Origin of the sequence: Streptomyces sp. Tu 3180 (genome assembly GCF_009852415.1) — a bacterium.
Lineage (GTDB): Bacteria > Actinomycetota > Actinomycetes > Streptomycetales > Streptomycetaceae > Streptomyces.
Map to the genome: position 1 here is coordinate 5564969 of NZ_WOXS01000002.1, position 20568 is coordinate 5585536.

A 20568-nucleotide genomic window follows, 5' to 3' on the forward strand; every position below is an offset into this window, starting at 1 on the left:
GCGTGGACAGCGAGTGGACCGCCGTGCCTACGGCTTCAGCACCGCCTCCATCACCGCCCGGGCGATCGGTGCCGCCGTCCCGCCCCCGCTGATCTCCCGCCGGTTCGCCGCCGCGTCCTCGACCACCACGGCGACCGCCACCTTCGCCTCCATGTCCTCGCGGCCCTGCGCCCAGGAGACGAACCAGGCGTAGGGCGTCCCGGAATTGCCCAGACCGTGCTGGGCGGTGCCGGTCTTGCCGCCGACCACGGCACCGCGGATGGCGGCGTTCGCGCCGGTGCCCTTCTCCACCACGTCCCGCATCAGCTCCCGCATCCGCAGCGCCGTCGACGGGTGCATGGCCCGTCGCACCGGACGGGGACCGGCCGTCGACACCGTGCCGCCGCCCGCCCGCGTCGTCCGCTCCACCAGGTACGGCTCCCGCACCTGCCCCCCGCCCGCGACGGCCGCCGCCACCATCGCCATCTGCAGCGGCGTGGCCCGGGTGTTGTACTGCCCGATCGACGCCAGCGCGAGCTGCGCCCGGTCCACCGTGGTGTCGAAGGTGCTCCGCGCCACCCGGAAGGGGATCCGCACCTCCCCGTCGTTGAAGCCGAAGGCCTGCGCGGTGGCCGTCATGTCCGCCACGCCCGTCTCCACGCCCAGCTTGGCGAACACCGTGTTGCAGGACCAGGTGAACGCCTCCCGCACCGAGGCGTCCGCGCAGCCCCGGGACCCGTTGGTCAGCCGCGTCGTCGTGCCCGGCAGGCGGTACGGGTCGGGGGAGCGGGTCGGCTCGTCCAGGTCGGTCACCACGCCCGCGTCCAGCGCCGCCGCCGCCGTGACCACCTTGAACGTCGATCCCGGCGGATACGTCCGCTGCACCGCCCGGTTCAGCATCGGCCGGTCCGGGTCGGCGTTCAGCCGCGCCCAGGCGTCCCGCGCCTCCCTGCCGTTCCCCGAGAGCAGCCCGGGGTCGTACGAGGGGACCGACACCAGGGCCAGGATCCTGCCGGTCGACGGCTCCACCGCCGCCACCGCCCCCTTGCGCGAACGCAGCCCCTCGTACGCCGCGCGCTGCGCCGCCGGGTCGATCGTGGTCACGACGTCGCCGCCGGCGTTGCGGGAGCGCGTGAAGTCGTTCCACAGCGGCAGCGGCGCGAGTACCGGGTCGGCGCCGGACAGCAGGCGGTCCTCCGCGTGCTCCAGCAGCGTCGTCCCGTACTCCTGCGAGGCGAAGCCGGTCACCGGCGCGTACAGCGGCCCGTCGGTGTACGTCCGCTCGTGGCGCAGGTGCTCCCCGGTGTCCCGGGAGCCGGTGACCGGCCGGCCGGCGACCAGGATGTCGCCGCGCGGCTGCTGGTAGCGGGCGATGGCGTTGCGGCGGTCGGCCGGGTTGTCGTCGTAGGCGTCGGCCCGCAGGACCTGGACGCGGGCCGCGTTCACCATCAGGGCCACCAGCAGCAGGGCGCAGAAGAGGCCGGCCCGTCGGATGTGCCGCGTCACCGGGCCGCACCCCCGTCCCCCTGCCGGCGCGCCGAGTCGCTCAGCCGGACCAGCAGCGCCACGATCGTCCAGTTGGTCACCACCGACGAGCCGCCCTGCGCCAGGAACGGCATCGCCATCCCGGTCAGCGGGATCAGCCCGGTCACCCCGCCCGCGATCACGAACACCTGGAGCGCCACGAGGGAGGCGAGGCCCACGGCGAGCAGCCGGCCGAACGGGTCGCGCAGGGCGAGCCCCGCCCGGTAACCGCGCTCCACCAGCAGCCCGTAGAGCAGGAAGATCGCGGACAGCCCGGCCAGGCCCAGCTCCTCACCGGCCGTCGCCAGGATGAAGTCAGACTTGACCGCGAAGCCGATGAGCACGGAGTGCCCGCGCCCGAGCCCGGTGCCGAGCGTCCCGCCCTCCGCGAAGGCGAACAGGGACTGGGCGAGCTGGTTCGGGCCCTCGCCCGCCTCGATGGAGGCGAACGGGTGCAGCCAGGTGTCGATCCTTCCGTGCACGTGCGGCTCCAGCCGGCCCACGGCCACCGCCCCCAGCGAGGCCAGCAGCAGGCCGACGGCGATCCAGCCGGTGCGGCCGGTGGCGACGTACAGCAGGACCACGAACAGGCCGAAGAACAGCAGCGAGGTGCCGAGGTCCCGCTCCAGCACCAGGACGCCCACGCTGACCAGCCAGACGGCGACGATCGGGCCGAGCACCCGCCCGGTGGGCAGCTGCAGCCGCCAGACGCGGCGGCCGGCGTAGGTGAGGGCGCTCCGGTTCGCGGCGAGGTACGCGGCGAAGAAGACCGCCAGCAGCACCTTCGCGAACTCCCCGGGCTGGATGGAGAAGCCGGCGACCCGGATCCAGATGCGGGCCCCGTTCACCGCGGGGAAGAGGATCGGGACCGTCAGCAGGATCAGCGCGGCGGCGACGCAGACGTAGGTGTAGCGCTGGAGGACCCGGTGGTCGCGCAGCACCAGCACCACCACGGTGAACAGCGCCACGCCCAGCGTCGACCAGATCAGCTGGGTGGGGGCCGCGGGGTCGCCCGGCGTCTCCAGGTCGAGCCGGTAGATCAGCACCAGGCCGAGGCCGTTGAGCAGGACGCCGATGGGGAGCGGCAGCGGGTCGGCGTGCGGTGCCCGCCAGCGCACCGCCAGATGCGCGACCAGCGCGAGCACCCCGAGCCCGGCGCCGTAACCGGCGGCGCCGGGCGGGACGGAGCCGTTCCTGGCCAGGCCGACGGCGCAGTATCCGTACACCGACAGCAGGACGGCCAGGACGATCAGGGTGAGTTCGATGCCACGACGCCGGGGGAGGCGGACGGTGGGCGCGGGCGGGTCCGCCGTCGCCAGGGTGATTCCGGCCTTGCTCATGTCCGGAACTTACCCAAATGGTGCGTCTTGCGCGCTTCGTTCGTCAGCACCAGCGTGGCGCGGGACCGATGTTGTTGATGTAGCGGGCGGGACCCCAGGCCCAGGTGCCGTCCGTGAGCAGGTACCAGAGGGGGTTGCCGTGCACGTTCTCGCCGGGGACCTTGCAGAAGATCGAGACGACCTCGCCCCTGTGGGCGTACCGGATGATCCGCGAACCCCGGTTCGGGGCGCTGCGCAGGGCCAGCCGGTCCGCCGTGACGACGCCCCTGTACCGGCCCTGGTCGCCGCGGTTGCCGCCGGCCTGCTGGTTTCCGTCGTAGCCGCCGTTGCCGCCTTGCTGGTTTCCGTTTCCGCCCTGCTGGTTTCCGTTGTAGCCGCCGTTGCCGCCTTGCTGGTTTCCGTTTCCGCCCTGCTGGTTTCCGTTGTAGCCGCCGTTGCCGCCTTGCTGGTTTCCGTTTCCGCCCTGCTGGTTTCCGTTGTAGCCGCCGTTGCCGCCTTGCTGGTTTCCGTTTCCGCCCTGCTGGTTTCCGTTGTAGCCGCCGTTGCCGCCTTGCTGGTTTCCGTTTCCGCCCTGCTGGTTTCCGTCGTAGCCGCCGTTGCCGCCCTGCTGGTTTCCGTTCCCGCCGCCCTGCGGGTAGCCGTTTCCGCCGCCCTGCTGGTTCGGGCCGTCGTCGTAGCCGCCGTTGCCGCCCAGCTGGTTTCCGTTTCCGCCCAGCTGGTCGTAGTTTCCGTTTCCGCCTTGCTGGCCGGCGTTCCCGTTGCCGCCCTGCTGGTTCCAGTTGCCGTTGCCGTTGCCTCCGCCTTGCTGGTTCGCGCCGTTGTCGTAGTCGCCGTTGCCGCCCTGCTGGCTCCAGTTCCCGTTGCCGCCGCCCTGGCCCCCGCCGTCGTTCGCGACGGCGGGGGTGACGGCGGCCGCGACGGCGAGGGTGCCGGCGGCGAGGGCTATGGACAGACGGCGGTTGAGGGCGAAGCGGGGAGAGCGGGGAGAATGCAGGGACATCGCAGTACCTCCATGTGGGGGATATCAGGTCGAAGGTGACTAATCGCCACAGTAGGAGCGGCCCCCGGCGCTCGCCCGCGTTGGTGCGCCATCGGGGACGGTGCTCCCGTCCCGTTCCGCGTCGTCCCTGGTGAGAGGTCCGTGTTGAGGGCGCGTCAGGCAGGTGACGTTCCGCCCTCCGGGGTAAGGGTGGGGGCCGGACGGCCGCCGGGTGCCTCCGCCGGGCCGGGCCTGTGTCCCTCCGTCCCGCTCCGCTCTCCGTACGGAACCGCTGCGGACCGTGCGCGAAGTTACTCCGGACGGCCGTCCCCCGTGTCCCGCGCGGAGACGAGCGGGCCGTTCGCGGCCGGTGCCACCGGCACCCGTCCGCGCCGCGAGCGGGCCGCCCCGCCGACCGGAGCACAAGCCCCCACCCCCGCGGACGACGGCCCGCTCGTGCGTCGGTCCGGATTCCGGCGGGGCGGCGCCAACCGGACGCAGCGGTGATCGGGGGGTCACGGAGCGTGCGCAGGCGGAGCGGCGGTTCGGGTGCCGCGCCCGGCCGGCGCCGGGGCCGGCCGGGCGCGGCACCGGAGCCTGCGCGGGCCCGGCTCGCCGGCCCCCGGGCGCACGCGGCCCGCGCCGTGGGGAACCGCCCGCACACCCGGTGCGCCGCCCCGCCCGCACGGGCCGCCCGGGCGGTACTCGGGACCCGCCTCCGCCGGCGGCCACCGGGACCACGGCCGGCCCGCCCGTGGGAAGGGCGGCCGTCGGGTGCCCGCACGGTGTCGGGCCCGTGCGGTGTCGGGCCCCCGGCAAGGTGGGCGGGACCCCCCTCGGGGCTCGCGCGGGGAGGGGAGCGCCTCAGTCCGTCAGCTCCTCCAGCAGCCGGGCCGTGGCGAGCCCCGCCCGCAGGTAGTCGACGAACAGCTCGTTGTGCAGGGCCCAGGGCGAGCGCCGGGCCCGGATCAGCCGGATCGCCGCCTCGGCGGTGCTGCCGCGGCGCATCAGCGCGTGCGCGACGACCAGGCCGGAGCGGTTGTACCCGTGGTAACAGCGGATGAGGACCGAGCGGCCGTCGTCCAGCGCCTCGCACGCCGCCTCGGCCAGCCGGATGACGCCCGCGAGCTGCGTCCCGTCCAGGGGCCCGTCGGGGATCGGCCACACATGGTGCTCCACCCCCGGATCGGGCCCGTGCCCGGGCCGCCGCAGCAGCGTCTGCACGAGATCGAACTCCTGGCCCACCTCCGCGAGCTCCAGCTGCCCGGAGAGGCCCCGGAACTCGTGCCCGCCCATCCACAGGCCGGGCACGATCTCGTTCCACGGGCTGTCCGGGGCCGGTACGTCGGGGTGCTTCCTGCGGGTACGCAACGGCGCCTCCCCACCCATCCGTCCGTGGGCGTGCCCAACTCCTCTCCAAGGTAACCGGGTTATCCCTGTTCTTGCCCCGGGCGCGACCGCCTGTTCCCATGGTCGTGGGGTGATGATGCATGGACGGACTGCGCGTCATACCGACCTGGCGGCACGGCCGGGAACGGCTGTACGTCTGCCTCCCGGACGGCAGGAACATCGCCTGGTACGACCGCGAGGCGGCCCGGGTCAACCTGCTCGGCGCGGACTACGAGGAGGACGTCCTCGAAGCCCTGGGCCCCTTCGTCACCGGCCCGGTCTCGGTCGGCCCGCCCCCGGTCCCCACCCCCGCCGAGCTGGTACGTCTCTGTCTGCACCCCGACGACGACCTCGCGCCGAACCGGCCCGGCGAGGCGCTGCTGATCGCCCTCGACCGCGACCCCGGCCCCGCCCGCCGCTTCCGCCCCGACCCGCGCCGCAGGGCGCTCACGGCGGAGCGGACGGTCGGCGAGGCCCTGGACCGCATGGACGGCGCCGGCTGGCACGTCCTGCACTCCGTCCCGCTCCCCGGCGGCGACCGCATCCACCACCTGCTCGTCGGCCCCGGCGGCCTGTACGCCGTCCACGCCCTGTACGCCCACAAACAGCGGGTGACGGTCGTCGGCCCCGGGGTCGCCCTGGGCCGCCACGAACCGCAGCCGCTCCTGCGCCGCGTCCGGGCCGACGCCGACCGGGCCTCCCACGTCCTGACGGCCGAGGTCCGCCCGGTGCTCGTCCTGGTCGGCGCGTCGCAGGTGTCGGTCTCCGCCCCGACGCGCGGGGTGCGCGTCCTGACGGACGCGGAGGTGGCGGGCCTGGCCGGCCTCGGCGGAGTGCTGAAACCGGCCGACGCGGAAGCCCTGTACGCACTGGCGCGGGACCGGAACACCTGGACGCGGGGATGATCCCCCGCCCCTCCGCCGCGACGGCGGGCGCTATACGATGAGAGTCCATGCAAAACGGGACAAAACATCGGAAGTGGCCGGCGGACGACCGGAAGGGTGCTGCACGTGAGATCCATCTGGAACGGCGTGATCTCGTTCGGCCTGGTCAGAATCCCGATCAAGCTCGTGAACGCCACCGAGAGCCACGCGATCCCCTTCCGCGAGATCCACACGGAGGACGGCGGGCGGATCCGCCACCGCAAGTTCTGCGAGCTGGAGGACCGCGAGGTCACCGTCCAGGAGATCAGCAGGGGCTACGAGGAGGCGGACGGCACGATCATCCCCATCACCGACGAGGACCTGACCCACCTGCCGCTCCCCACCGCCAAGACCATCGAGATCGTCACCTTCGTCCCCGAGGACCGGATCGACCCGCTCCAGATGGGCGCCGCGTACTACCTGGCGGCGGGCAGGGCGCCGGCCGCCAGGCCGTACGCGCTCCTGCGGGAGGCCCTGAAGCGCAGCAACAGGGTGGCCATCGCGAAGTTCGCGCTGCGGGGCCGCGAGCGCCTGGGCATGCTCCGCCTGGTCGGCGACACGATCGCCCTGCACGGCCTGCTCTGGCCGGACGAGGTGCGCGCCCCGGAAGGACTCGCCCCCGCCGCGGACGTCACCGTCCACGACAGGGAGCTGGACCTCGCGGACGAGCTGATGGACGCCCTCAGCGAGGTCGGCATGGAGGACCTGCGCGACGAGTACCGCGAGGCGGTGGAGGAGGTCGTCGCCGCCAAGATCTCCGGTGAGCCCCTGCCCGAGGCACCCGAGCCGGAGCGCGGCGTCAGGGTCCTGGACCTGACGACGGCCCTGGAGAGGAGCGTCCGCGCCCTCCGCGAGTCCCGCGGCGAGGAGGCGGGGACCGGGGGCGAGCGGTTGCCGCGGCGCGGGACGTCCCGCGCCGCCCCCAAGGAGACCGGAGCCAGGAAGTCGACGTCCGCGGCGGGCAGGACGCCGGCCGGGAAGCCGACCGCGAGGACGGAGCGCGGCGGGGCGGCGGAACAGGACGCGCGGAAGACCACCGCCAGGACTCCGGCGAAGACCGCGGCGAAGAAGGCCCCGGCGAAGAAGACGGCCTCCCGCAAGCACTCCGCCTGACCCGCCGCGGACCACCCCCGTCGGACGGCGGACGCCGGGACGACCCGCAACGCCCGCCCGTCCGTCCCGCCCGCCGGTCCCTCCCCGTCCGTCTCCTCCGTCCGTCCCGGCCCGTCCCCCTCCCTGGGAAAGGTCACGCCCGGTCCTTCGCCACCTGCCATATCCGCGCGGCCAACAGCTCCGCGCGGTCGGTCGGAGGCGGGTCGTTCGGCAGCTGTGCGGGCACGGTGGTGTTCTTCTTCTCGCCGGGCCGGTCGGCGAACAGGGCGACGGTCAGCGCCAGCCGGGAGTCGTGACCGGTGGACCACACGGTGCGCCGGGTGATGCCGCCACCGGCCCCGGCGGTGAGGAACGCGCCGGTGCCGTCCCGCCGGGCGGCGACGGCGGCACCGGGGGCGCCGGGGCCGCCGTCCTGCCGCGGGTCCGTCCGGGCCGTCACCGCGAGGACGCCCTTCTCGTCCAGCACCCGCCGCCTCTCGGGGCGCGCGGTGTGCACGGTCCGTCCCTCCCGGGTGATCCGGGCCACGGTACGGGGAGTCGCGTACACGCCGTCCGCCGCCACCGCCGCGTACGCCGACGCCAGCCGCAGCGGAGTCGGCGCCGTGGACCCGCGCAGCCCGCTCAGCGGACCGCCGAGCCGCACGCCCTGGAACGGATCCAGCACCGAGCCGGCCTCCACCGCCCCGCTCACCGCGTCGTTGAACGGCTGCCGGGCGTAGTCCGCCCCGCCGTACAGCACCCGCACCGCCCCGTCGCCGGGCTCGATCCCCACGACGGCCGTGTGCACCCGGACGCCGCCGCCGTCCGGCCCGGCCGCACGGTCCTTCACCAGCTCGGCCGTCGCGTCCTGCAGCGCCAGGTCGAAGGTGGTGTGCACGGTGTAGCCGCCGCGCGCCAGCTCGTCCCCGGTGATGCCGAGCCGGTCGGCGGCCTCCTTCGCGGCCACGTCGATCAGGTACTGCCGCTGCCCCTCGGTCCCGCCCGGCGGATAGAACCGGAACGCCGGGAAACGGGCGGCGGCGCGCTGCTCGCCCGTGATGCCGCCCCCGGCCTCCATCGCGTCGAGCACCCACTCCCAGCGGTCCCGCAGCGTCGCGGTCACCTTCGGGTCGGAGCCCGCCTTCTCGTAGTACGAGGGGATGTTGACGATCGCCGCCAGCGCCGCGCCCTGGGAGACGGTGAGGTCCTGCGGCGCCACGTCGAAGTAGTTGCGGGCGGCGGCCTGGATCCCGGCGGCGCCCCGGCCGAAGTACACCGTGTTGAGGTAGCCCTCCAGGATCTCGTCCTTGCTGCGCGTCCGGTCGAGCTTGACGGCGATCAACGCCTCACGCGCCTTGCGCGCCAGCGACCGCTCCGGGCTGAGCAGCGCGTTCTTCACGTACTGCTGGGTGATGGTGGAACCGCCCTGCGGCGCACCGCCGGACACCGTGGCCCACACCGCGCGGGTGAGGGCGCGCGGCGACACCCCCGTGTCCGTGCGGAAGGAGCGGTTCTCCGCGGCGATCACCGCGTCCTGGACGTGCCGGGGGACCTGGGACAGGGGCACCTCCTGCCGGTCGACCGGACCGCGCCGGCCCAGGTAGGAGCCCTCGGCGTCCAGGAAGACCGTGCTCTGCACCACCGTCTCGGGGTGCGGTTCGGGGATGTCGGTGAGCCGGTAGGCGACGACGACCGCCCCGCACAGGACGGCGACGAGCGCGAGGAGGGCGACGAACAGCCGCCGCAGCCACCGCCCGCGGGACCGGCGCAGACGGACGCGGAGGGGGACGCGGACGGGCGCGCGGGAACGGCCCGAGGCCCTTCGCGGGTGCCGGACCGGGAACCGGTGCCGGAACCGGCCGACGGCAGGGGACGGTTTCACGGGCGCCACGCCCCGACGCGCACCGGCTCCGCGACCGGGGACCCGAGGTCCGACCGCACCAGGACCTCACCGGCCGCGTCGTACACGGTGACGACCGGCCGGCCCCCGGTCCGGCCCCCACCGCCCTCCTCCAGGGGCGTCCGCGCGTACCACACGCCCCACCCCGGGCTGCCCGCCAGCGTCAGGACGTTCGCGGTCACCGTCCTGCCGCCGGTACGGATCTCGACGCGGGCCGGTTCGGCGGTCAGGCCGTGGTACACGCCGGAATGGAAGTACGCGCCGTCCAGCGGCTCCCCCTGGACGGAGACGCCCGCCCCGGTGCGGTCCAGGTTCCCGTCGTCCACCGCGCGGAACTGGTTCGGCGCGTGCGGGGAGGACCAGTGCTTGCCGTCCTGCGTCAGCCAGAGCTCCACCCCCGGCGCGGCGGCCACCCGCTCCCCGGGAGCGACGATGCGCACGGACCCGGGCACCGGGATGTCGGGTGCCTCCGCGGCCCCGGTGCCGTCACCGCCCACGACGGAGCCGAGACCGAGGGCGGCCGGGGGAGCGAGCAGCAGGGCACACCCGGCCGCGACCATCCCCGCCCGGCGCCGGCGCCGCAGCGCACCGTCCCGCCGGACGGCGTCGAGCGGGACGGCCGGCGGCACGAACCGGGCGAGCGCCGCGGCGAACCCCGCACGCCTGTCCCGGGGCCGGACCCGTTTCCCCTCGCGCCGCAGCACCGCGCGCACGGCCCCCGTCGAACACCCCAGCACCTGGGCGATCTCGGCCTCGCCCAGACCCTCCCGGTACCGCAGCACCAGCATCACCCGCCGTCGCCCGCCCGTGCGGCGGCCCCACCCCCGCAGATGGCTCCGCACCAGGCAGCGCCGCACGTGGAAGTCGACGTCGTTGCGCGGAATCCGCCGCCACCGCGCGCACACCCGCACCAGGGTGAGCCGCGCCAGCTCCTCCGCCGCGCGCGCGTCCTCGGTGAGGAGCAGGGCGGTGGCGACCAGCCCCGGCCAGCGGTCGCGCGCGTACTCGTCGAAGTCACCCCCGGCGGACGGCACTTCGGCCCGCCCCCGGGACGAACGCACCGGGCGGAGAGGGGAGTAGGTCACCTCCCCGGCGGCCGCCCCTCTGCGGTGCGCACCCACCCGTACGACGGGTCGATGGATCCCGGTGCCCGTGTTCATCGTCTTCCTCCAGGGGTGTGCTTCGATGTGCGCGACCTGCGGAACCTGTACGCATGGCGGGGGCGGCCGGGTTGCACGGGAAATCCGAGACACCGGTGGAGGGCATGACCGAGGACGAGTTCGACGCTTTCTACGCGGCCGCGTTCCCCCGCCTGACCGGCCAGCTCTACGCCTTCACCGGGGACCTCGGCGAGGCCCAGGACGTGGTCCAGGAGGCGTTCGTACGGGCCTGGGACCGGCGCCGGAGGCTCCTGGCCGACGAGGCGCCCGAGGCGTGGGTCCGCACGGTCGCGATGCGCCTGGCGGTGAGCCGCTGGAGACGCGCCAGGCGCTGGCTGGAACTGGTGCGCCGCACCCCGCCCCCGGAGCCGGCCCCCGGCCCCGGCCCCGAACGCACCGCCCTGGTGGCAGCGTTGCGCCAACTGCCCGAGGCACAGCGCATGGCGATCGTCCTGCACCACCTGTGCGACCTCAGTGTCGAGCAGGTAGCCTCCGAGACCGGCGCACCGGTGGGGACGGTCAAGGCCCGGCTGTCCCGCGGAAGGGCGGCACTGGCCAGACACCTGGCGGTGGACGAGGCCGAGGAGCCGGCCTGGAGGGAGAGCGGCCGTGTCGGATGAACTCGCCGCAGCACTGCGCGGGTTGGCGGAACGGCACGAAACCCCGCCGCGTGTGGACGCCGCCGGGATCCGCGCCCGCGCGGGGCGCCGCTCCCGCCGTCGCAGAACGGCCGTCGCACTCGGCGCGGCGGCCACGGCGGCCTGCGCGCTGACCGCCGTCGCGTTCGCGCTGCACACCGGGGACCCGGGCGAGCACCATCGGATTCCGGCCACCGCGTCGGACACCCCGGACCGGGCCCCGTCCCCGGGCCGGACGACCCCGCTCCCCACCGCCACCCCGGTCGGCCACCTGGACCTCGGCCGCCACACCCTCACGGTCGGCGACCGCGTCCTGCGCGTCGACTCGCACTCCTTCCGCCGCTTCCCGCCCGGCACCCGGCTGACGGTGACCGCCACGTCCGAACTGAAGGTGCTGTCGCTCGAGGCGGAGGCCGGCGGGCTCGACGGGGCCGGCGGGGCCAGGTACGAGGTCAAGGTCCCGTACCTGGTGGAACTGCGCACCCCCGACGGCGAACCGGTCTACGCGGGCGCCCTCACCTTCGACCTCAAGTCCCTCGCCGCCCTCCCCGCCAGGACGGGCTGGCTGGGCATGAGCCTCGCGGACGCGGAGTGGTTCCACCACCGCGCCCGGACGGGCGACCACATCGAGCTCACGACGGCCGCCCCGGACACCGGGGCGACGACCCCGACCCCGACGGAACCGGAGCGGGCGACGGAGACGACGCCGACGACGGAGACAGGGGCAGGGGCAGGGACGGGCACGGAGACGGAACCCGGCCCCGGGACGCCGAGCGGTGCCGACGCCGCCCCCCGGCGGACCCCGGGGGTCACCGGCTGACCGCGCCTCCCGCCGCGGTGGACCCGGCCGCACGGCTCACGCCGCCGCACGGCCTCCCCGGCCGCCGGGGAGGCCGTGCGGCGACAGCGCACCCGGCCCCGGCACGTCTCCGGGGGAGGCCCCGGGCGTCCGGCGGCGGCCCGGGGACAGGCCGGGGCGAGGCTGCGGTGCGGCCGGTTCGGGAGCACGATGGAAGCAGCGGTGCCGGCACAGCGAACGCCGGCTGGCCTCCCGCCGACCGGAGGTACGGCATGACCACGGCACACGCCACCCACCAGGACCACACGCACCGGCACGGGGCGGGCTGCGGCCATGTCGCCGTCCCCCACGCGGACCACGTGGACTACGCCCACGACGGCCATCTGCACCGGGCCCACGAGGGCCACGTCGACGAGTGCGAGACCGCCGCGCACACCACCCACGACGGCCACGACCACCGGCACGGCGAGGGCTGCGGCCACGTCGCGGTCCCCCACGGCGACCACGTCGACTACGTGCACGACGGCCACCGCCACGCCGACCACGCCGGACACTGGGACGAGCACTGACCCGAGGTCTCCACCCGGGCCGGAGCCCGGCGGCCCGAGCACCGGCCGGAGCACCGTGGGGCCGGCGGCCGCCGCTCCTTTGCGCCCGGCTCGGCCGGACGAGCCTCAGCCCGCCTCCGCGCCGGACACCGCCGCCCCGGTGACACCCCCGGATGCCAGCGCTGCCCTTGTCAGCTCTGACCCTGGCCGCCCTGCCCCTGGCCGCCCCGGAGCGCCTCGTCGGTCATGTCCGCGACCTGCTGCGCGGGCGGAGCCTCGGCGTCGACCTCGGCACCGAAGTCCGAGAACTCCATCACCGTGCTGACCTTGACCTGCTGGGGCGAGGTGCCGCTCTCCGGCTGCCCACTGGCGGCCGAGGCCTTGACGGTCATGTCGACCTGCTGGCGACGGAGCCGGCCCTGGTCGTCGAGCCAGACCTCCATGGGCAGCGTCGGGCCGATCTGCCGGCGCAGCTGGTCGCCGCCCGGCAGCTCGGCGACGTCGACCGTGACCTTGTACCGGGTGGTGTCGACGCCGTCGACCTTCTCGGTGCCGACCTCGGTGACGTCCTTGTCGGTGATCGCCTTGGCGTAGGCGGCGGACTGGGCCGGGTCACCGATCTGCTGGGGGTTCACGCCCTGCTTCTCGGCGGCCTTCGCCAAGTCGATCTTGACCCAGGACTTGCCGCCCGGCGCCTTCTGGCCGTCCATCTTCTGGTAGAGGATCTGGTCGACCACGCGCTGCTCGACGCGCTTGCCCTGGGCGGTGACGGTCATGACGCTGTCGCCCTCCGTCATGTCGAGCGCCCCCTGGCCGGTGGACGTGACCGTCTCGCCGCCCGCGGCGGCCTTCACCCTGATCTCCATCCGCGCCGTCTCGGCCTCGGCCGTCTTGTCGTACGCGGTGCGCACGGCCGTCGTGCCCTCCTCCCGGGCGCCGGCACTGCCGCTCGCGCTCGACGAGGCGCCGTTCCCCTTGGACTCGGGGGTGTCGTCACCGCCGCAGCCGGTCAGCACGACGCTCCCCGTGACGGCCGCTAACGCGATCGCACCGGCCTTCGTTCCCCTGCCACGCACGAATTGCTCTCCTCTCACGAGTGTCGGCTGCCTTTGACCAGCCGCCCGTCTGCCGTCCCGAATGCCCCTTATCTTCGTGAAGATGCCTTTCTGGGTGGGAAGTTGTCACTCCTGCGGTCGGCGACGCCGCACCGGCCGCCGAACGGCACGCCTCCCACCTCACGCCTGACGTGCCGTCAAACACGCGAGCGTGCTTTCCGGGCCTCCCGGAAGTCGAGGTACGACAACGCCACGACCAGCAGCGGAACGACGACCCACAGCAGTGAGACGCGGAGCCGGCCGTCCGTCAGGGCGACGACCAGGACCACGGTGACGGCGCCGACGACGAAGCCGGAGAACTGCCGGTAGGAGCGGAAGCCGCCTGTCGCCGCGGTCATCGCGTCGGAATCGTCCTCCTCGGCGAACGCGGCGCGCACGGGGTGGTCGTCGCCCTCCCGCCGGGCCTGCCGCCAGGCGAAGAACCAACGGCCGAGTACGTACAGGGCGAACGAACCCAGGAAGATCCACCACTCGGTGGCGTCGTCGGGAAAGGAGCGCGCCAGTGTCATGGGCACCGCGTGCCCACCGCCTCACGGAGTAGACGGTTCCGTATGCACGCCGGAACCGGCCGGCGACCAGGGGCCGAGGACGGACACCGCCGCGGCCCGACCCGGGCAGGACGCGTGCGCACCGAAGCTCGGAGCACGACGCGCGCATCACAACGGCTCCCGGGACGGCACGCCGTCACGGACCCGGCACCTGTCCCGAAGCCACCGAGTACGGCACTGTGTCTCCGACCGACCACGTCAGCCACAGGGGGGATCGACGTTGTGGGACCAACTGCCCGCCTTGGCCGGTGTCATCGTGGGAGCCGCCGGTTCCTACGTGGCGACCAGCCTCACGGAACGGAGCCGGTGGCGCCGGGCCAGAGCCGAACGCTGGGACCAGAGGAGACTGGACACCTACGCGTCCTACGCGAACGCCCTGAAGCACCAGATCAACATCGCCCAGCGCATGGGAGCGGCAAGGGGATTCCAGCACGCTGTGGACCCCCTGGACCCGGAGCAGGGCCTCACGCAACTCGCCGAGGCCGAGGCGCGGCGCGCAGCCGAGTGGGAATCGGTGCTGCTCGTCGGGGACGCCGAGACCATAGGGGCGGCTCGTGAGTGGCACGAAGCCGTGTGGAACGTCGAACTCTACGCACGCGGCCTGAAGGACGACCCGGCCGGCTGGGAGAGTGCGGTGCGGCGGATGAGCCGAGCGCGTGACGCCTTCTACGCCCTCGCACGGCGTGACCTGGGCATCTCGGGCCCGCCCCCGCCGTCCGGCAACTGGCCCCGTGTCTGGCAGCAGCAGGACGGGACGGACTGAGGGCGACGTGGTGCAGCCTGCCCGGTCGCACGCGAGGCGAGCGAAACCGCCTTTCGCGCCGGACCGCCGGCGGCTAGGCTCCGGCCACAGCGAGTCACCCACGAGGAGCTGAGACATGGTCGGTCTTCCGAGCGCGCGTTGACGCCGTCGGCCGTGACCGGCCTGTCATCGCGTGCTGCCCTCGACGTCGCGGCACAGCGAGCCCTTCCCCGCCCGAACCGCCGGCGCACCTTCCGTGTGCCCGGTGGCGGGCCTCGTCGGCCACCCGGGGGACTCCCGTGCCGTCCGCTTCCTCCGCTGCATCCGATCCCGGTCGACCTGTTCCGACAAGCCTGTGGCGGAACACCGACTTCCGCAGACTCTGGACGGGCCAGACGGCCTCCCAGCTCGGTGAACACGCGACTCTGGTGGTCCTGCCGCTCTTCGCCGTCCTGACCCTCCACGCCGACGCCGGCCGGCTGGGCGTCCTCCGCGCGGTGGGGCAGGCGCCGATCCTGTTGCTCTCGCTCTTCGCCGGCGCGTGGGTGGACCGGTGGCGGACCCGCACGACGATGGTGCTCACGGACGCCGGCCGGGCCCTGGCCCTGGGCGCCGCCGCCACGGCCGGCCTCCTCGGCCTCCTCGGCCTGCCCGGTCTGCTGGCGCTTGCCGTCGCCGTCGGGGCCCTGTCCGTGTTCTTCGACGTGGCCTACCAGGCGTCTCTCGTACGGCTGGTGGAACGCGACCAACTGGTGCGGGGCAACAGCGCGCTCGAGAGCAGCCGGTCCGCGGCGCAGATCGGCGGCCCCGCTCTCGGCGGTGCGTTGGTGTCCCTGCTGTCGGCACCGGTCGCCGCCGCCTCCGGCGCGCTGTTCTTCGCGCTGTCGTTCCTGTCGATCCGGCGGATCCGCCGAGCCGAAGTGATCCCGGAACGCCCGGAACACCCCCCTCGGGTCTGGCGGCGGATCCACGAGGGCCTGCGCTTCGTCGCCGGCGACACCCTGCTTCGGGCCGTGTGCCTGGCCTCGGCCGCCTTCCAGTTCTCCTTCGCGGCCGTGATGACCGTCTACCTGCTCTTCCTGCCGCGGGAACTGCACCTGTCGGGCACCGTCGTCGGGCTGGCGCTCACGGCGGCGGGACCGGGCGCGCTCCTGGGCTCACTGCTCGCCGCCCGCCTGCCGGGCCGGTTCGGCCACGGCCCGGTGCTCGTGTGCGCGGCGGTACTCGGCGACGGCGTCTTCCTGTGCGTGCCCGCGCTGCACGGCACCTCCCCGGTGACGGTTCCCGCGCTCCTCGCGACCGGCTTCGTGTTCGGGCTCTGCGGCCAGTTGGTGAACGTCACCGTCATGGCCGTCCGGCAGGCCGTCACCCCGGACGGGATGCAGGGCCGCGCGGCCGCGACCATCACGTTCGTCGGCATGGGACTGACCCCGCTCGGTTCCCTGACCGGCGGACTCCTCGCCGAGGAGTGGGGCCTGCGCACCACCCTCCTGGTGACGACCGCAGGCATGATGCTGTCCCCGCTGGTCATGGCCCTGTCCCCACTCGCCCGCCTGGGCCGAAAGCTCCCACCCCCACACGACGCACCACCGACGACCACCCACCCCTGACTTCGCACCACCACTCCGACACGACCACACGAAGCGACAGAACGCCCTGTACGCCCCACCGGCCGGTCCCGGTCGGCTTCTCGCGTCACCAACCGCAGGACCGAGGAGTTGCCGCGGGAGTCCCGAGCGATCACGCAGCCCAGGAACCTCCATACTCCGACGGTGGACATGTCCGAGGAAGGCGAAGCGCTCGCTCCTGAATGGGCCGAGGCGGGCAACAACGTGAACGGCATCCTGCACGGCTGCCGGGACGCCTCGCCCGTCGCCGAACGCTTCGTCCGGGCCGGCTGGAGGTCGAGGTCGTCCTCCTGGCACGGCTACGAGGTAGGAACCCGTTGGTGCGAGGTGGAGCTCGACCCCGCCGAGGGGCCGGACGTCCTGCTGAACGGAGTCGTCGACCCGCAGCGACTCGATGACCTCGCCGACCTTCTCCGCCGCCTCGGGCTGACGTACTCCCTCGAGCTCTACGACGAGGACGGCACCCCGGTCCGCGAGATCCGAGCTCGACCCGACGAGCCACACCCAAGGCCCCCGGACCCGTCCGAAGGCCTTCGCGCCCACCAGGGCTGACTTGGGGAAACACCTCAAGGTCCTGTCCACGAATAGCCCCCAGCCCTCGCCGTACGCCCGCTCCGGGCGACACCCGCCTGCACATACGCGAAGACCCCGGCCTCAGCGTTTCCGCTGGTGACGGGGTCTTTGGGCACCTCACATTGGGTGCCCCCGGCAGGATTCGAACCTGCGCACACGGCTCCGGAGGGGAATTGACTGTCGGGCACCGTCGCAGGCCACAGGCCTGCAGGCGGCTGTTCCACGAGTATGGGTCCACGCATAGTCCACAGCTCGTAGCATGAGCATTGCTCTGATGAGAGCGGCGGCGCTGCCATGCGAAACGTCGAGGCTGCGGGGGGCTGCGTGAGGACCATTGGAGCACTGCATGGTTGTGCGGAGAAGCACCTGCAGACCTACACAGATCCCCGGGGCCCAGAGCCTTCCGCACGTATGACTGGCAGGGCGGTCCGGACCGATTGAGCCCGTTAGACTGTCTGGCCCCGGCCCTGCTGAGCGTTCGCATGGGCTACAAGCAGGTAGCGCCGTTGTTCCACCCTGATGGCCCGGGAGCTGAAGTCCTGCAAGCCATGGAAGTGGTGCTTGCGAACAAGGGATGTGCGACAGCTGACTTCTTGGACGTAACGCTGGATCCGTCGACGGGACCCTGGTCTCTGGTTGATCGAGCACTAGTGGCTACAGGTGAAGCCGGCGGCACGGGGCTGTCCGACTTCAAGGCCGTTGCTGTCACCAAGATCCTCCACCGCAAGCGGCCTAACCTAGTGCCGATTTCCGACAGCAGCATCTACCAGTTCTACCTCGGCCAAAAGCCAGTTCCCGGAGCCTATAAGGACACCCCCTGGCGCTTGTGGCCGCTCCTGCAATCAGACCTACGCCGTCACCGGGGTTGGATCCAAGACCTCATCGTCCCCATTCGTACGCCTGACGAGAGGCCTCTCAGCTTTCTTCGAGCGGCAGACATCGTAATTTGGGAACACACGGCCAGCGGATGCGCCGCGTGACGGTGCCTTGCTGACACTTGAGGGGCAAGTTCGCCGTTGCGTGAGCAGGCCGGACGCCTGTCTTCTACCCTGCTGTTCGTGTCGTTACCTGGATGCAGGTGCCTGTGATGCAGCAGATGTGGGGTAGTAAGCGTCGCCGAACGGCGATCGGGCGGATGGCGTTGTCCATGCCCGCGCGTCAGGCGCTGGCGGACCGCCAGTTGCTACCTGAGCGGACGATCCTCGACTACGGCTGTGGCCGTGGTGACGATGTCAGGGCCTTGGAGCAATTGGACTGCCAGGTGGCTGGGTGGGATCCGTATTACCGCTCCGACACCCAGCTGGTCGCCAGCGACGTCGTGTTGCTGACCTACGTGCTGAACGTGATCGAGGACCCGGTCGAGCGTCGGCAGACCTTAAAGCGGGCGTGGGAGCTGACCTCGACGCTGCTGGTTGTCTCAGCCCGGCTGACCTGGGAGAAGTCAAAGGTCCAAGGTCAGCAGTTCGGTGATGGTCTACTGACGAGTCGGCAGACGTTTCAGCATCTATATGCCGCGAGTGAGCTTCGGGCGTACGTGGAGCAGGTGACCGGCGGGCGGGTGGTGGCCGCCGCGCCCGGAGTCGTCTACGCGTTCCGGGACGAGGGCGCCCGTCTGAGCTATCTGGCGCAGCGGGTGATCCCGGATGCTGAGTGGCTTGCTTCCGAGGACACTGCCTCAGCGGTGAGTGCGGTGGTGGACTTCTTCGAGCGCAGGGGACGTCCGCCGCGGATTGAGGAGATGCCGCGGACCGTTGCGGAGCTCTTGGCTCACCTGCGGCCCGGCGACGTCAAGCGCCTGGTGCGGGATGGTGCTGATCCTGAACGGGCCACTGCGGGGGCTAAACGATCGACGTTGAACACGTTGCTCTACCTGGCGGTGGAGCTGTTCAACGGTCGCGGGCCGTTCGGGAGTCTGCCAGTGGGCTTGCAACAGGACGTGCGCACGTTCTTCAGCTCCTACAAGGAGGCTTGTCAGCGGGCTGACCGACTGTTGTTGAAGCTGCGCGACGACATCTATGTGCGCAATGCTATGAACGCCTCCGTCGCTGGCAAGGTGACACCGACGGCGCTGTACGTGCATCGACGCGCGCTGGAGCGGATCCCGACGGTATTGCGCTTGTACGAGCACTGCGCATCGATCGCTGCCGGTCGCCCTGAGCAGTGGACCGTGGTCAAGCTCAAGCACCAAGGGCGAGCGGTGTCGTGGCTGGACTACCCGGACTTTGACAAAAACCCGCATCCACGGATCCGGTCCTCCTACATGGTGGACCTGCAGACGTTGGAGGCGTCCCATCTCTCCTATGAAAGCTCGGCCAACAGGCCGCTGCTGCACCGCAAGCACGAGTTTCTGGCACCGGATGATCCGGACGTGCCGCGATACCGCCGGTTGACCGAGTCTGAGATGCGGGCGGGGCTGTATGAACGGCCGCACCTGATCGGGACCGAGAACGGCTGGAAGGCCGAGCTAGTCAGGTGCGGCCGGCAGCTGCGCGGGCACCGGCTGGTGCGTCGCTCCGAGGCGTAGGGCTGGTCAACCTTCCTGAGGCTGCATGCTGGCGATGGTCTCGGCGAGCGGGAGGGGATCGAAATCGGCTGCCTGGGAAGGGAACCAGGAAAGACGCAGCCCGTTGGCAGCCACGGCGTCGCGCAGGCCCATCGCCTGGAGGACGTGGCTGGGCGTGTAGGAGGCGCTGGTGCAGGCCGAGCCGGTGGCGATGGCGACCTGGTCTTTGAGGCGGACGATGAGTGCTTCGGCATTCAGCTCATCGAAGCTGACGTTGAGGATGTGGGGGACGCTGTGCTCGGGGTCTCCGTTGAGGTGGAAGCGTGTCGTGCTGAGCGCAGCAAGGATCCGTTCGCGCATCGCCTTCGCCTCCCGCTCCCATGTCTCCCGGTTCTCGGCGAAGATCTTGGCGGCCTCGCACAGGCCCATGATCAATGGCACCGCGAGGGTGCCAGGGCGCAGTTTGCGCTCCTGCCCACCGCCGAACATGATCGGCTGCAGCGGCACCTTGTCCCATCCCCGCCGGCGGGTGATAAGAGCGCCGACGCCCTTCGGGGCGCCGATCTTGTGACCCGAGATGCTGATCAGGTCGATGGGCGCCATCAGGTCGGCGGGGACCTTGCCGTAGCCCTGAGCGGCGTCGACATGCAGATAGGTGGGCGTGACGCGCAGCTTCTCGGCGAGTTCGGCGACCGGTTGGATGACGCCAGTTTCGTTGTTGACGTGCATCAGCGACACCACCAGGGTGTCCGGACGCAGCCGCTCCAGCACGGCGTCGGCGGAGATGCGGCCGTTGGAGCCGGGGGAGAGGAAGTCGACCTCAAAGCCACGGGTATCGCGTAGGTGCGTCAGCGGCTCCAATACCGCCTTGTGCTCGATGGCGGAGGTGATGATGTGCTTGCGACCCGTGAGCTCGCCGTGCGGCGCCAACCCGAGCAGAGCGATGTTGTTGGACTCCGTCGCCCCGCTGGTGAAGATCACTTCTTCCGTCTTGGCGCCCACGGTGCTGGCGATGAAGGAACGCGCCTGCTGCACCGCCTTCTTGGCGCGTGCACCGTACTCGTGAGTGCGGCTGCCGGCGTTGCCGAAGTCTTCGGTCATCCAGTGCAGCACCACCTCGGCAACCCGCGGTTCCACCCGTGTCGTCGCCGCCACATCCAGATACGCCACCACGGCGCTCACCCGCCT

At 72.4% G+C, this 20568-nt stretch carries 18 protein-coding genes and 1 pseudogene; 10 read left to right on the forward strand and 9 right to left on the reverse strand.

What is annotated here, in order from left to right:
- Nucleotides 1-27: 27 nt before the first annotated feature.
- The 4 genes and pseudogenes from GL259_RS26145 to GL259_RS26160 all read right to left on the reverse strand — a co-directional run bounded on the left by GL259_RS26145 (nucleotide 28) and on the right by GL259_RS26160 (nucleotide 5193).
- Entirely contained in the window at nucleotides 28-1485 is a 1458-nt protein-coding gene (locus GL259_RS26145) for a penicillin-binding transpeptidase domain-containing protein (RefSeq protein WP_159535764.1), read from the reverse strand.
- On the reverse strand, nucleotides 1482-2843 hold the full coding sequence (locus tag GL259_RS26150; protein WP_159535765.1) for an FtsW/RodA/SpoVE family cell cycle protein: 1362 nt from the start codon (nucleotides 2841-2843) through the stop codon (nucleotides 1482-1484). Before GL259_RS26150 ends, GL259_RS26145 begins: the two co-directional genes overlap by 4 nt.
- Before the next feature lie 43 nt (nucleotides 2844-2886).
- Nucleotides 2887-3252: pseudogene (locus GL259_RS38940) on the reverse strand (SH3 domain-containing protein); the annotation flags it as partial.
- A gap of 1434 nt (nucleotides 3253-4686) precedes the next feature.
- Nucleotides 4687-5193, reverse strand: coding sequence for a dual specificity protein phosphatase family protein (locus GL259_RS26160; protein ID WP_159535767.1), 507 nt, complete (start codon nucleotides 5191-5193; stop codon nucleotides 4687-4689).
- 119 nt (nucleotides 5194-5312) lie between these two features.
- Here GL259_RS26160 and GL259_RS26165 point away from each other — a divergent pair, with 119 nt between their 5' ends.
- Nucleotides 5313-6116: a nuclease-related domain-containing protein gene (locus GL259_RS26165; protein WP_159535768.1), complete on the forward strand. Its 804-nt coding sequence runs from the start codon at nucleotides 5313-5315 to the stop codon at nucleotides 6114-6116.
- A 96-nt stretch (nucleotides 6117-6212) separates the two neighbouring features.
- The gene (locus tag GL259_RS26170) at nucleotides 6213-7247 is read left to right on the forward strand and encodes a Ku protein (RefSeq protein ID WP_159535769.1); all 1035 of its coding nucleotides are present in this window, start codon (nucleotides 6213-6215) and stop codon (nucleotides 7245-7247) included.
- A 133-nt stretch (nucleotides 7248-7380) separates the two neighbouring features.
- On the opposite strand, the gene GL259_RS26175 is transcribed toward GL259_RS26170, so the two are convergent.
- Together GL259_RS26175 and GL259_RS26180 are read right to left on the reverse strand one after the other, a co-directional pair.
- A complete protein-coding gene (locus tag GL259_RS26175; protein ID WP_159535770.1) occupies nucleotides 7381-9108 on the reverse strand; it encodes a transglycosylase domain-containing protein in 1728 nt (575 codons plus the stop codon).
- Nucleotides 9105-10286: a sigma factor-like helix-turn-helix DNA-binding protein gene (locus GL259_RS26180; protein WP_159535771.1), complete on the reverse strand. Its 1182-nt coding sequence runs from the start codon at nucleotides 10284-10286 to the stop codon at nucleotides 9105-9107. The genes GL259_RS26175 and GL259_RS26180 overlap by 4 nt, the downstream gene beginning before the upstream one ends.
- A gap of 104 nt (nucleotides 10287-10390) precedes the next feature.
- Between GL259_RS26180 and GL259_RS26185 the strand changes: the two genes are divergently transcribed.
- The 3 genes from GL259_RS26185 (at nucleotide 10391) to GL259_RS26195 (ending at nucleotide 12292) form a co-directional block, all read left to right on the forward strand.
- Nucleotides 10391-10906: a SigE family RNA polymerase sigma factor gene (locus GL259_RS26185; protein WP_159535772.1), complete on the forward strand. Its 516-nt coding sequence runs from the start codon at nucleotides 10391-10393 to the stop codon at nucleotides 10904-10906.
- Entirely contained in the window at nucleotides 10896-11744 is an 849-nt protein-coding gene (locus tag GL259_RS26190) for a hypothetical protein (RefSeq protein ID WP_208026523.1), read from the forward strand. The genes GL259_RS26185 and GL259_RS26190 overlap by 11 nt, the downstream gene beginning before the upstream one ends.
- A gap of 251 nt (nucleotides 11745-11995) precedes the next feature.
- Nucleotides 11996-12292: a hypothetical protein gene (locus tag GL259_RS26195; protein WP_159535773.1), complete on the forward strand. Its 297-nt coding sequence runs from the start codon at nucleotides 11996-11998 to the stop codon at nucleotides 12290-12292.
- Nucleotides 12293-12462: 170 nt separating this feature from the next.
- On the opposite strand, the gene GL259_RS26200 is transcribed toward GL259_RS26195, so the two are convergent.
- Together GL259_RS26200 and GL259_RS26205 are read right to left on the reverse strand one after the other, a co-directional pair.
- Nucleotides 12463-13347: a hypothetical protein gene (locus GL259_RS26200; RefSeq protein ID WP_159535774.1), complete on the reverse strand. Its 885-nt coding sequence runs from the start codon at nucleotides 13345-13347 to the stop codon at nucleotides 12463-12465.
- Nucleotides 13348-13523: 176 nt separating this feature from the next.
- The gene (locus GL259_RS26205) at nucleotides 13524-13895 is read right to left on the reverse strand and encodes a hypothetical protein (protein ID WP_159535775.1); all 372 of its coding nucleotides are present in this window, start codon (nucleotides 13893-13895) and stop codon (nucleotides 13524-13526) included.
- A gap of 280 nt (nucleotides 13896-14175) precedes the next feature.
- Here GL259_RS26205 and GL259_RS26210 point away from each other — a divergent pair, with 280 nt between their 5' ends.
- The 5 genes from GL259_RS26210 to GL259_RS26230 all read left to right on the forward strand — a co-directional run bounded on the left by GL259_RS26210 (nucleotide 14176) and on the right by GL259_RS26230 (nucleotide 19401).
- A complete protein-coding gene (locus tag GL259_RS26210) occupies nucleotides 14176-14697 on the forward strand; it encodes a hypothetical protein (RefSeq protein WP_243762389.1) in 522 nt (173 codons plus the stop codon).
- A gap of 278 nt (nucleotides 14698-14975) precedes the next feature.
- Nucleotides 14976-16286 carry an MFS transporter gene (locus GL259_RS26215; RefSeq protein ID WP_208026524.1) on the forward strand — a complete coding sequence of 437 codons (1311 nt, stop codon included), beginning with the start codon at nucleotides 14976-14978 and terminating at the stop codon, nucleotides 16284-16286.
- Nucleotides 16287-16448: 162 nt separating this feature from the next.
- Nucleotides 16449-16856, forward strand: a complete 408-nt coding sequence (locus GL259_RS26220; protein ID WP_159535777.1) for a hypothetical protein — start codon at nucleotides 16449-16451, stop codon at nucleotides 16854-16856.
- 371 nt (nucleotides 16857-17227) lie between these two features.
- Nucleotides 17228-17857: a DUF6308 family protein gene (locus GL259_RS26225; protein ID WP_279578631.1), complete on the forward strand. Its 630-nt coding sequence runs from the start codon at nucleotides 17228-17230 to the stop codon at nucleotides 17855-17857.
- Between the two features lie 107 nt (nucleotides 17858-17964).
- On the forward strand, nucleotides 17965-19401 hold the full coding sequence (locus GL259_RS26230; RefSeq protein ID WP_159535779.1) for a DNA phosphorothioation-associated putative methyltransferase: 1437 nt from the start codon (nucleotides 17965-17967) through the stop codon (nucleotides 19399-19401).
- Between the two features lie 6 nt (nucleotides 19402-19407).
- On the opposite strand, the gene dndA is transcribed toward GL259_RS26230, so the two are convergent.
- On the reverse strand, nucleotides 19408-20562 hold the full coding sequence (gene dndA, locus GL259_RS26235; RefSeq protein WP_159535780.1) for a cysteine desulfurase DndA: 1155 nt from the start codon (nucleotides 20560-20562) through the stop codon (nucleotides 19408-19410).
- Nucleotides 20563-20568: the final 6 nt, after the last annotated feature.